This window comes from Sphingomonas sp. NPDC019816 (assembly GCF_050274375.1).
In the GTDB taxonomy this organism is placed as follows: Bacteria; Pseudomonadota; Alphaproteobacteria; order Sphingomonadales; family Sphingomonadaceae; genus Sphingomonas.
The window spans coordinates 1-10864 of the sequence record NZ_JBNNOB010000126.1 but is presented as its reverse complement, the minus strand read 5'-3'; the positions used below and the strand labels follow the sequence as shown (position 1 = coordinate 10864).

The window sequence follows — 10864 nt, the reverse complement described above, 5'->3', positions numbered from 1 at the left end:
GCGTCACTCCGCGCTCGACTACATCAGCCCCGCGCAGTTCGAACGAACCGCGTCACGCTGAGCAAATGCCTCTCCACTTAAGCGGGGCAAGTCCATACCTCCTCACTGGTGCCCCGCAGCCGATGGCAATTCGGCTGAACGGGGACATGGAAGGTTCAGCCTTCGATCTTGCCAACGCTGGGAATGGCGAAGGAATGGTGTTCAGCGACATCTCGCTTGAGGTCGACATTTCGTCGTCGTTCCACCCGGCGCTTGTAGGGCAGCCGCTGGGAGCACTTGTCATGCACTCGGGTGGTTTGTTTGTGATTGCGACCACCCGGTCTGGTAGCGGTTTCGATGACGCGGGAATGCATCCCATTGGAGAAGCCGCTCGCCGCCCATCGGACGCTCCGGAACTGGGTTTCACGAAGTGGCGCGCTGTTCAGATGCGTTCGGGTGAACCGTTCGAGATCTTTGCCTACGAAGCCACGAAGTTGGGGGACTTTTAGGCGGATCGCCTTTCCTGGCCTCGTCAGCAGTCCGCTTGCTAGCGTCTTGCTAGGTTTGCCGCGGCCATCGCTTTGCCCGTGGTTGGGGTCGGCCCGATGCTCAGGCCGCCGTGGAACCGACAACGCCCATTCGTCATGAGGTCGGTCCGCTTGCACGGCTGGCCGCTGCGACTCTTCGCACCACAGATCAGGCCGCGCAGCTCGATAGGGAAGGGCGGGTAACAGGGCGGTTCTGGACGGCGCACTCCGCCGCCTCCGTTGCGAATGTAGGCATCGTTGGCATCGCGATATTCCGCCGTGAGGCGAGCACATTCCGTGAAATGGTCGCGCCACAGCTTTCGAAGGCGGGCGTCGTTCCCCCGTTGGATTGTCAACATTTGTCAGCCCTTCATGGGGTTCCTAGCCGAATCAGTCTCTATCATCCAATCTCGTCCAACATCGCGCGAAGGTCGCGGCGCACGGCGGCTGCAGCCCGGCGGACCGCCAGATAATCACTGCTGTAGAGCCCATGCTTAAGTGCGTTCTGGTTTCCGGGCGGAGCGCCGGGGCTGGAGCCGCCGTGCAACCTGCACCGGCCGTTCGGCATCGCCGGTGATTGGCACGCCGTCCCCCTGCGTGTCCGGGCTAGGCAGCGCGGAGCGTTCCGCAAATTGTCTGGTTCCATGGGGTTGTTCCCTGTTTTGCTGATTGTCCCCACCCCTCCCAAGGGCGTGATGATGAACGTCGCCGACGATCGCCTGCGCACCGGCTTCGACCGTGACATGTTCGACCCTGACAGTCTGCTGGCCCTTGCCTCGCATCCGGGCCAGCGCTTCGATCTGAGCAGTGAAGGTTCGCTGCAGCTTGACGGCCAAATTGCCGAAGGCTTGCGCGTGGCTGAGATTGTCCGCACCTGCCGCACGGCCGATAAGGTCAGTGGCAAGCGCATGGCATCCGGCCATCTGCACCGCTAGCGCGGCCTCCAGCTCATTCTCCGGGGCAATAGCAGCGACAAGAGCAATGCCTGCATTCAATTCCTGCTCGGTCGCATCTCTGTGGCCCCGGGTTCGGAAAGCGGCGCTTAACTCAGTTAATTGGATGGCCAGGAAGTCCGTTGACCGCGTCCCGAACGTGTCAGCCATCCGGATCGTATGACCGCTGTCATCGGAGTGGGGAGAGCGGATGCTACGTTCGCTGCCCTGGGGGAACGTTACCTGCACTGGGGGTGTGCGTTCGACCCACCGTTCTCGTGCCGCCGCAATGCGCGCCTTCTCCTTGTCGTGTGGCGCAGCCCTTTCATCCATGTCAGCCATTTCGCTCTCCGCTAATCGGTCGATTTTCCGTCACCGGGTGGTGCCTCCAAGGCCCTTCTGACCCCGGCGGGGCAGTTTTGCCTGCAGGCAAATTGAGTTGCGGGTAGTGCGGGTGATGGCGGGTATGATTCCAGCCGCCCTATAGAAAGTGTCACCTGACAGTTTCCGCGTGGGGACTGGGACAATACCCGCAGATACCCGCACTACCCGCAAATCCTAGGCAATCTTCATCACCTGCCAGGTACGCTGCTTCTTGTGCGTGTCATGCTCCGCCACCAGCTTGAAACCTGCGACGACACGTCCAGCATAGCTGCCGAGGTATTTGCCCAGACGACGGGTATCGATGTCGCCACGACGATCGTCCGCAACGTCGAGCAGGGCTTGACGTAAATCGTGATGCAGCAGGTTCTGGAACGGATCCATCTCCTGCGTCACGCCCTTGATGCTGGCCGTGGTGTGGATTTTCGATCCGGTCGCCTGATACCAGGCGCTGAACAGGGCGCTGAGAGCGCTGGTGACCGGATCTTCGGCGCGGGCCTTCTCCACTGTCTGGAGGGGATCAACACAGCCGAGCCACACCAATGCCGAGCGGACCAGCCGTGACCAGTCTTCGAACGACGCCAGCGCGGGCAGCGCGTCGGGGCAGCCGGCTACAACATAAGCCCGTACAATGGTGAGCGCGGCCCCGATGTACTTGCCACGGTCTTCCATGACCGCGGCGAACGGGTTGCCCGAGAACTGCCGCGTCTCCGGCCGCTCCACGTTGGGGTCGAGCGAACACAGGACCATGCGGCGGGTCATGTCGCCCACCAACCGGATGTTGTTGCCGGTGGCGAAGCAGCAGGCGCGGCTGGGTACCTTGACCAGCTTCGACGTCCCAAGGGGGCGGACGTTGACCATCGGCCGCTCGACGAGTTGGCAGAGGAAGTCGCCGCCGAGTTCGCCGTTGACGTTGTCGATCGGAACCAGTGCCTGCCCGGCAAGGATCGCGGAGGTCAGCCGCTTCTCGGTTTCCTCCTCGGTCCGGCCCGCCGACATGACGGGGGCCCGTTCGCCGGTGCTGATCGCCGATGCAATGTCAACGATGTAGCTCTTGCCCGACCCCGGTGCGGTAGCGGTCACCGCATGCATCGGGGACACGGCCATCGCACCGCGCACGACGGGCGTGACGAGTGCCGACAGCGCGACCGACCGGCTGGCCTCGTCCACGAAGGGAAAGTCAGTTAGCAAGGCCGATAAGGTGCCGAGCGCCTGAACCGCATCCTCACGCGACGGCTTGTCAGGCATGGTGGGAAGCGCAGGCGGGTTGAGCAACACCAGCTGCGTCGCCTCGTCATACCCGGCCTTGCTCAGGATGCTGCCATCGGGCCGCAAAGTGGGCGTGGTGATCACGCCTGCCAGGCGCGGAAACGTCCATTCGCCATCACGGGACAGGATCGTCGTCGCGACGGCGGCAGGAGGATCGGTGGGAACGAACGCCTGCTTGCGGCCGTCGTACTTTTCCCATGCCGCCGCACGGCCGAGATGGTCCAACATCGCACCGTCTTGCACCTCGACGAGCCGGGCGAGGCTCAGGGCCAAGCCGCGGGCATCCTTCACCTCGTCGAGGATGGGCCGCACGATGGAGCCGCCGCGAATATAGAAGGGGGCACCGGCCATGATCAGCGCCCGCTCGCCTTTGGTTGCGACATTGTGCATGTCGCCCGCGGTGATCGCGATCGTCGGCCGGATCGCGCCCGCAACCGTGCTGGACGGCGTCTGGGTGGGCGAAGCGTGGATTGCAGCAGCCGCAACGCGCTTCGCAAATGAAGAAGCGGTCATGCTGCCGACTCCTGAAGTTCCTCATTGAAGTCCTTGCAGGGCGCGGTCGGATAGATGATCCACACCCCACGCCCTGCCACGGTGAAAGCCGCTGCCGCCCTGTCTGCCGCGCGGCGCCCTTCCGCGTCGGCATCACCACCGATCACGACGGATCGGGCCTCGTCGGGCAGCCACATACGGTGAAGCATGCTTTCTCCCGGCGCGGCCCATACGGCGGGTGCCCCCATCTGGATGAGGGATAGACCGTCCTCCACGCTGCCGGAGGTGACAACGTCGTCGCCGCAGAAGGTGGAGAGACGAACCGCGCCGCCCGCCACAAAACCGAGAGAGAACTTCACCTTGCCGTCGCGGCTGGCAGCCTTACGGCCGTCACTGGTTAGGTAGATCCGCTGGATGCCAGTCGGCTTGCCGTCTTTCCCGCTGATGATGGCAACGAGTGCCGGCATAGGCCCAGGGCCGTTCACCTCGAGAACTCCACTGTTCTTCGGGGGCGCCAGCATCGCGAACCGCAGGCACGAGGGCAGCGGCATCGTAATGGCTCGGTGGCGCAGATAGGCCTCCGCTGGCGTACCCTCAATCGGTCTGGATCCGTCAATGATCCGCAGCGCCGCCGCTTGGGTGTCCGCCTTAGGCTTGGCATTCGGCTTCGGTTGCGAAACCCGCCCAGATGCCGCCTCACCGTTCAGGATCGCGATTGCCTCTCGCAGGCCGACGTTGTGGAGCCGCCGTACGAAGTCGATGACATCGCCACGGGCTTCACACCCGCAGCCGAAACATTGAAACTTGCGGTCGTTGTCGAAGATCGTGAAGCTGGGCGTCCCGTCCTCGTGGAAGGGGCAGCGTGCCGACCATCCCTCCCACGTAGCCTTCAGCTTGACGCCTGCAGCCTGCGCGATCGACGAGACGGAACAGCGGTTGCGCACATCCGCGATCATGCGGGTGATTTCATGATTGCCGCCGGTCATGCTTCACCTCCAACGGAACCGTACATGATGTGATCGAGTGAGGATCGACGGTGAAAGCGCTGACGCCAGAAGGCCTTCGAGGGCGCGATCGAGTTGAGCGGCTTGATGGGCTCCCGATATTTGGCGACCAGAACGGGGAGGCCGGTCATTTCCGCAATCTCGATCGCATCGCAGGCCGCGCCTGCGAAGGACGCAACGCCAGTTCCACGAGACTCGAACGAGTCACGCGGGACGTCGGCGCCCTGAACGAGTACGTGCCATTGATCCTGGTTGAGCTGCTCGATGACCAGCGCCCGGACGATGACATTGGGGAAAGGCACAACGGTCATGCCCCACCTCCCGCCCGGCGGATCGCCGCCAACGCATCTTCACGAGCGGCCTGTTCGTCATCATTGGCCCTGACTGCCCTCGCGGCGATCACGACGAGGAGCATGCGCTCATCATAGGTCAGGCCATTGCCCGGCCGAAGGATGAGGCTGGCAAGTGGGTCGTTGATCTTCGCCCAGAATCCGTCCTCGACCTCGGGCGGCATTTCGTCGGCCATGCGGTCGATCGCGACCTGCAAGATGGCCTTTTCCTGATCTTCCGTCAGCATCACACGCCTCCGAAAGCGAGCGAGGCCACGATGCGCGCGTACCACGGCGCAACACCGCAGGCGGTGATCACGCATTGAACTCGGTGCAGGTTGACGCTATTGTCGTGTTCGTCGTTGTTGAAGAAATTCGTGGAGGCTCGCACCGTTGCCGCGGTGCGGGCCTTTCGCATTTTACGGCTGCTCGCCGTCCTTTCGTTGGTCATCGCTATTCACGCCGCGACCAGCTGCGACGTCGAGCGGACGCGACGCGCCGCCTTCCATGCCTCGATGTCGTTGACGTCGTAGGCGACCTTCCGGCCAGCGCGGATGTGGTGTGGACCAACACCCAGGACGCGCCAATTCATGAGCGTCTTGGGGGCAACGCCGATCAGCGGCGCGGCCTCGCTCGTGCTCAACAGCTTCTGCATTTGCTGTCCTCCTGTCCAGCGGGATTGCCGGGGAACAGGAGGGTTTTGGGAGGATGGTATTCTGCGTGGAATTTCTGCGTGCGCGGAATAGCGTTGTTTTTGCGCGGATTTATTGCGCGGATTTACCCCTTGGGCCTGGACGACCTGTGGATTTCAACGCCACAGTCCAGTGATCCCGAAATGCGCGATTGCTCCAGCCATGAACGGCATGCATTGGCTTAAAATGTTCTTTCCATGCGCGGTCGCGATCATGGCTTGAGTTGGCCGACGTCCATGCCCGAATAGCGTCGGTCATCTCCGCTTCGTTCCACGCCGTTGATGTCGATGGCGCCTCCGGGGCTATCTTGCCTGATGCTGCGCTAGCCCTCAATGGCCGGATACCCGCAATATGGTCTTTCAGCGTTTGCAGATGCTGCTGCCAGTCTTGTCGTAGAACGCTACCCATCCGCTTCTCACGGTCAGCTATAAAAATTGAACGTGCCTTTGGCCAATCTTGTTCACGCACCCATAGCGTTGCATCTTCGCAAGCGAGGCGTTGCTCGTCCCCATGTTCGCGTCGAACGTTTAGCGGCCGGTACACGCCCGAGCCGAGCACGCATCCCCGCTCCCACTTATTCCGGGCGAACATAACGTCATGGTCGAGTTCGACCCATTCGGCATTATAATCGCACCAAACGGGTAGCGTGCCGTTCGACAGGCCATAGCGAATGGCTTCCGTCGCGATTTGCGTCAGATAGGCTTGTTCAGCATACTTGCTGCGATCGTGATAGGGCGACGACGGCGGCGATATTCCCAGCATGCCAAGATATGCCGGTGTTTCGCGATCGTTATCGGTAATGGGCGTCATCCGAAAAACCGTTTGCAGCTCACGTATGCAATCGATCAGCTTTAACGCGTTGGGCATCTTTCCCGGATGGCGGGCTGCCTTTTTCATTTTCTCGAACATTCGCCCTCCGCAGAGCGTCCGCTTAGTGGAAGGGGCGGCAGGCTGGGCGGAAACCAGCCGTTCGGGAGCTACCCTAGCCGCCCCAGCATCACGCCCGCCTTTCAGCGAGCGCAATCACGTTGGTTTCGTCTGTCTCGGTCAGAACCTGTTCAATATGCGTTGCCCAGGCGTCGAGCGCGGCCCGCTTTTCGTCGGTCCACTCGTGCCGTTGGTACACGCCAGCGACGCCGGATCTTGCACCGGATAGATGGTTCAGCACGGCCTCGGTCACCTCGAAGCGGATGCCCAGCCGTTGGAACCCGGTCGCCAAGGTGCGGCGCAGGTCGTGCAGCCGCCAGCCGGGGATCGGCTCGCCACCGTCCTTGGCCAACAGCGCATCGATCTTTTCCTTGCCCTTGGAATGGGCTGTGAACGGGCCGTCGGCCTTCGTCGTGAACACCAGTCCTTTGCGCGGCCATTTGTCCCCCTTGGCCATCTTATCGATCGTCTCGATCGCCAATCTGCTGAGCGGCACGCTGTGGGGCTCGCCATTCTTGGTCCGCTCGCTTGGGATGCGCCACAGGGCCTTCGCGCGGTCCAGCTCGGTCCAAGCCATGCCGGTCACTTCCTCGCGGCGCTGGCCGGTGACGATCAACAGGCGGATGATCGGCCCGAAGCAACGATGGCAACCGGGTGCCGCAAGCCAGACGCGGCGCAACTCATCCTCGGACAGGACGCGATCCCGCGCCTTGACCGGCGGCGGCGTCTCCATGCCCTCCATCGGCGATAGAGAAATGTCGCCACGCCAGATCGCCCATTTGAAGAGGCGCCGGAGGATGGCGAATATATTGCGGCGTCCGGCGTGCTGGTCGGGCGGCATGGCGTCGAACACCATGACGATGTCCGCGCGCGTGATGAGGGGCAGGGCCTTCTTGGCCAGCACCGGCTTCACATGGATGCGCAGTGACCGCTCGACGAGGGCGCGCCAGCCATCGCCCTTGCACGACTTCAGGAAGCTGTCGGTATAGGCACTGAACGCCAGGTCAACCGCTTCCCGGCGGCGCTTCTTCTCCGCCTCGGCTGGATCGATGCCCTGTGCGATCAGGACTGACAGCCGCTCCGCCTCGGTGCGGGCCGTGGTAGGCGTCCAGGGCGAACCATGGCCCCCGATCGTGAACCGCTGGGTCTTCGCCTCGCGTCCGCCCATCCGGTATTGCAGGACATAGGACAGCGCCCCAGCCGGGGTGATCTTCACCCCGAACCCCTTCAGGTCCTCATCCCACAGGAAGGCGGCCGACGGCCCCGGACGGAGCGCGTCGATCGTCCTTTTATTGACCTTTCCCGTCGGCATTTCGTGCCCCGCCAGCAATCACCTGGCAATCACCGTAGCGGGAAGTGGGGGGAACATCAAGGAAACGTCGGGATGAGCGTACGAGAGGGAAGGGGGTGAACGAAGCTAGAACAGGAGGGCCTAGCGGCGAATGTACCTGAAATACCACACTTCATGCCCCTGACGGCGCGCCTTGCGCTCGTAACGCGTTTCGGGCCAATCGGCCGGGCGGGTCAGGAAGTCGCTGGGGCCGCGCGCCTGCCAGACGAAGTCTTCGCGCGCGTTCATGATCATCATCGACCAGTGGCAATAGGTCGGATCGTCGGTGCCCAGCCGGAATTCCGCCCCCGACTTCAGCTTGCGCGCGATGGTGTCGAGCGGGCCATGGTTCATCATCCGCCGCTTGGCGTGCCGCGCCTTGGGCCAGGGATCGGGATGGAGCAGATAGACGCGGTCGAGGCTGGCGTCGGGCAGCCGCTCGATCACTTCCAGCGCGTCGCCCATATGCAGGCGGACATTGGCCAGCTCTCGGTCGCGGATATGGCCGAGCGCGCCGACCACGCCGTTCAGGAACGGTTCGCATCCGATGAAGCCGGTCCCCGGCGTCGCCTGCGCCTGCCCCGCCAGATGCTCGCCCGCGCCGAAGCCGATCTCGACCTGTAGCGGCCGATCGTCGCCGAACAGCCGCATGGCGTCCAGCGGCCCGTCCTCCGGCACGCTGAGGGTGGGCAGCATGTCTTCGACCAGCGCGGCCTGGCCCTGCCGCAACTTGTGGCCCTGTCGCCGGCCATAGAGGCGGCGGATCGTCGTCGGATCGTTCATCGCCAGGGCCTTTAGCGTGGGGAAGGGGTGGGAGCCAAGGGTGCGTCCGCTCGTTGGCACGTGAATGGCGCAGGATGACAAACCGCAGGGCGGCACGCAGGACGGCGAGGCCGAAAAGGCCGCCGATGCCAAGGAACTGCATCGCACCGTGCGCGAGGCGGGGGATGCCGAACTGGACCGTCCGAGCGGCGCGTTGTTCTGGTCGGGGCTGGCGGCCGGGATCGCGATCCACAGCTCGCTGATCGCCGAGGGCGCGCTTCATGCCGGCCTGCCCGATGCGCCGTGGCGCGATCTGGTCGCCTCGCTGGGCTATCCGGTCGGGTTCCTGGTCGTGATCCTGGGGCGGATGCAGCTGTTCACTGAAAGTACGATCACCGCGATGCTGCCGCTGGTGACGCGGCCCTCGGGCTGGGCGCTGCGGCGGACCGTTCGGCTATGGGCGATCGTGCTGGTCGCCAATCTGATCGGCACCGCGCTCGCCGCCGGGATGGTTGCGGGCGGCGCGCTGGGCAATGCCGAGATCCGCGCCGCGATGGTCGAGGTCTCGGCCCGCATCCTGGAGCTTGGCGGGTGGCAGACGTTCATCAACGCCATCCCCGCCGGTTTCCTGATCGCGATGATCGCCTGGATCCTGCCCAATGGCCGCAACCAGGCCTTCTGGATCATCCTGGCGATCACCTATGTTATCGCGGTGGCGGGGTTCAGCCATTCGATCGTCGGCGCGGACGAGACGTTCCTGCTGCTGTTCACCGGCCGGGTCGATGTGGGGCACGCGTTGTTCGGCCTGCTGATCCCGGCGATCCTGGGCAATCTGGTCGGCGGGGCGGGGCTGTTCACCCTGCTGGCGCACGGACAGGTGCAGGGCGAGACAGGGGAATAGCGGCCTTTAGCGTGGGGCGAGGATCGAGATGTCCCGGCCCCGCACCTGCCATGTCCGCTTGTCGGGCGTCAGGACGAAGATGGGCTGCAAGACGCTGTAGGATGCGAAGACGTGAATTTCGGTCGGCACCGGATCGAGCAGATGGTTGACGAACAGCCCGATGACCGCGTCTCCGCGCTTCTGTTTCTCGGGCAGCTTCAGGTCGAGGCAGCTGGTGTTGAAGGCGCGGCTGTCGACGATCCGGCCGTCCGGCGCGATGGCGACGCGGTAGTTGCCGCCCATCATGTAGCTGGTATGGCTGACCTGGGGTGACAGCAGATAGACGGTGACGGGGCCGCCACTGACGGACGGCAGGACCACCGTGTTGAACGGCGCGGCGGTACAGGGGCGATAGCGCTTCGCCGCCGCCTCCTGCGTGGCGATTTCGCGCGCGCGGGCAAGGATCATCTGTTGGGGCGTCAACGGCACCGGTTCGGACAGGATTTCGTGCCGGACGACCTTCCCGCCGCGCACATCGGCGACGAAGAAGGCGCGAGCGTCGGCGGCCGCGCCCTTGAAATAGGTGGCGCGCAGCGTGTCCTTTTCCACCGGCTCGATCACATAGCCGCCGACACCGGTCAACTGATCCCTGGGCACGATCTCCATGAGCGAGTCGCTGCTGACCCAGGCCGCCCGGTCGAAGGCATAGATCATCGCGCCGAAAAACGAAGCGTCGGCGAGGCGTTGTTTCTCGGAGCGTCCATCCGCCGGCACGACGGCGGGCGGTGCCGCCACCTGCGCCATAGCCATCAGAATCGCCATCGCCAGCATCGTCCGCCCCCTCTCGATCGACAGGAAGCTGACGTGTCGGGCCGCAAAGGGCAAGCCGGTGATCGGAAAAGAAAAACGCCCGCGCGGGTATCCCCGCACGGGCGTCTTCCTCAACCCTGGGCTGGGATCAGGCGACGGCGGCCTTGATCCGGTCGACCAGGTCGGTCTTTTCCCAGGTGAACAGCGCGCCCTCCGCCTCGCGGCCGAAGTGCCCGTAGGCGGCGGTCTTCGAATAGATCGGCGCGTTCAGCTTCAGATGTTCGCGGATACCCTTGGGCGTCAGGCGGACGAGCTTCGGCAGCGCGGCCTCCAGCTTGGCTTCCTCGACCTGGCCGGTGCCGTGCAGGTCGACATAGACCGACAGCGGCTCGGCGACGCCGATCGCGTAGGACAGCTGGATGGTGCAGCGCTTGGCCAGGCCCGCCGCGACGACGTTCTTGGCGAGGTAGCGCGCGACGTAAGCCGCCGAGCGGTCGACCTTGGTCGGGTCCTTGCCGCTGAACGCGCCGCCGCCATGCGGGGCCGCACC

Annotated in this window: 16 protein-coding genes; 3 read left to right on the top strand and 13 right to left on the bottom strand. The window is 64.0% G+C overall.

Going from position 1 to position 10864, the window contains the following annotated elements:
• On the top strand, positions 1 to 488 hold a 488-nt coding region (locus ACQKJZ_RS15425; RefSeq protein ID WP_427732099.1), incomplete at its 5' end, for a hypothetical protein.
• A gap of 38 nt (positions 489 to 526) precedes the next feature.
• On the opposite strand, the gene ACQKJZ_RS15420 is transcribed toward ACQKJZ_RS15425, so the two are convergent.
• Together ACQKJZ_RS15420 and ACQKJZ_RS15415 are read right to left on the bottom strand one after the other, a co-directional pair.
• Positions 527 to 865: an HGGxSTG domain-containing protein gene (locus tag ACQKJZ_RS15420; protein WP_427732097.1), complete on the bottom strand. Its 339-nt coding sequence runs from the start codon at positions 863 to 865 to the stop codon at positions 527 to 529.
• A gap of 41 nt (positions 866 to 906) precedes the next feature.
• Positions 907 to 1152 carry an HGGxSTG domain-containing protein gene (locus tag ACQKJZ_RS15415; RefSeq protein WP_427732095.1) on the bottom strand — a complete coding sequence of 82 codons (246 nt, stop codon included), beginning with the start codon at positions 1150 to 1152 and terminating at the stop codon, positions 907 to 909.
• A gap of 49 nt (positions 1153 to 1201) precedes the next feature.
• Here ACQKJZ_RS15415 and ACQKJZ_RS15410 point away from each other — a divergent pair, with 49 nt between their 5' ends.
• A complete protein-coding gene (locus ACQKJZ_RS15410; RefSeq protein WP_427732093.1) occupies positions 1202 to 1441 on the top strand; it encodes a hypothetical protein in 240 nt (79 codons plus the stop codon).
• 555 nt (positions 1442 to 1996) lie between these two features.
• Here ACQKJZ_RS15410 and ACQKJZ_RS15405 read toward each other — a convergent pair.
• The 9 genes from ACQKJZ_RS15405 to trmB all read right to left on the bottom strand — a co-directional run bounded on the left by ACQKJZ_RS15405 (position 1997) and on the right by trmB (position 8645).
• Positions 1997 to 3601: a hypothetical protein gene (locus tag ACQKJZ_RS15405; protein WP_427732091.1), complete on the bottom strand. Its 1605-nt coding sequence runs from the start codon at positions 3599 to 3601 to the stop codon at positions 1997 to 1999.
• A complete protein-coding gene (locus ACQKJZ_RS15400; protein ID WP_427732089.1) occupies positions 3598 to 4566 on the bottom strand; it encodes a DUF7146 domain-containing protein in 969 nt (322 codons plus the stop codon). Before ACQKJZ_RS15400 ends, ACQKJZ_RS15405 begins: the two co-directional genes overlap by 4 nt.
• Positions 4563 to 4895, bottom strand: coding sequence for a hypothetical protein (locus tag ACQKJZ_RS15395; protein ID WP_427732087.1), 333 nt, complete (start codon positions 4893 to 4895; stop codon positions 4563 to 4565). Before ACQKJZ_RS15395 ends, ACQKJZ_RS15400 begins: the two co-directional genes overlap by 4 nt.
• Entirely contained in the window at positions 4892 to 5161 is a 270-nt protein-coding gene (locus tag ACQKJZ_RS15390) for a hypothetical protein (protein ID WP_427732085.1), read from the bottom strand. Before ACQKJZ_RS15390 ends, ACQKJZ_RS15395 begins: the two co-directional genes overlap by 4 nt.
• A complete protein-coding gene (locus ACQKJZ_RS15385) occupies positions 5161 to 5364 on the bottom strand; it encodes a hypothetical protein (protein ID WP_427732083.1) in 204 nt (67 codons plus the stop codon). Before ACQKJZ_RS15385 ends, ACQKJZ_RS15390 begins: the two co-directional genes overlap by 1 nt.
• Before the next feature lie 6 nt (positions 5365 to 5370).
• Positions 5371 to 5568 (bottom strand): helix-turn-helix domain-containing protein, encoded by a 198-nt coding sequence (locus ACQKJZ_RS15380; protein WP_427732081.1) that lies wholly within the window; start codon positions 5566 to 5568, stop codon positions 5371 to 5373.
• A gap of 109 nt (positions 5569 to 5677) precedes the next feature.
• Positions 5678 to 6514: a hypothetical protein gene (locus ACQKJZ_RS15375; protein ID WP_427732079.1), complete on the bottom strand. Its 837-nt coding sequence runs from the start codon at positions 6512 to 6514 to the stop codon at positions 5678 to 5680.
• Between the two features lie 88 nt (positions 6515 to 6602).
• A complete protein-coding gene (locus ACQKJZ_RS15370) occupies positions 6603 to 7844 on the bottom strand; it encodes a tyrosine-type recombinase/integrase (RefSeq protein WP_427732077.1) in 1242 nt (413 codons plus the stop codon).
• 120 nt (positions 7845 to 7964) lie between these two features.
• A complete protein-coding gene (gene trmB / locus ACQKJZ_RS15365; RefSeq protein WP_427732075.1) occupies positions 7965 to 8645 on the bottom strand; it encodes a tRNA (guanine(46)-N(7))-methyltransferase TrmB in 681 nt (226 codons plus the stop codon).
• 64 nt (positions 8646 to 8709) lie between these two features.
• Between trmB and ACQKJZ_RS15360 the strand changes: the two genes are divergently transcribed.
• Positions 8710 to 9525, top strand: a complete 816-nt coding sequence (locus tag ACQKJZ_RS15360) for a formate/nitrite transporter family protein (protein ID WP_427732073.1) — start codon at positions 8710 to 8712, stop codon at positions 9523 to 9525.
• Positions 9526 to 9531: 6 nt separating this feature from the next.
• Here the strand turns inward: ACQKJZ_RS15360 and ACQKJZ_RS15355 are convergent, their stop codons facing one another.
• Positions 9532 to 10389, bottom strand: coding sequence for a hypothetical protein (locus ACQKJZ_RS15355; protein ID WP_427732071.1), 858 nt, complete (start codon positions 10387 to 10389; stop codon positions 9532 to 9534).
• A gap of 73 nt (positions 10390 to 10462) precedes the next feature.
• The coding region (locus ACQKJZ_RS15350; RefSeq protein ID WP_427732069.1) for a methionine adenosyltransferase domain-containing protein at positions 10463 to 10864 on the bottom strand (402 nt) is incomplete at its 5' end.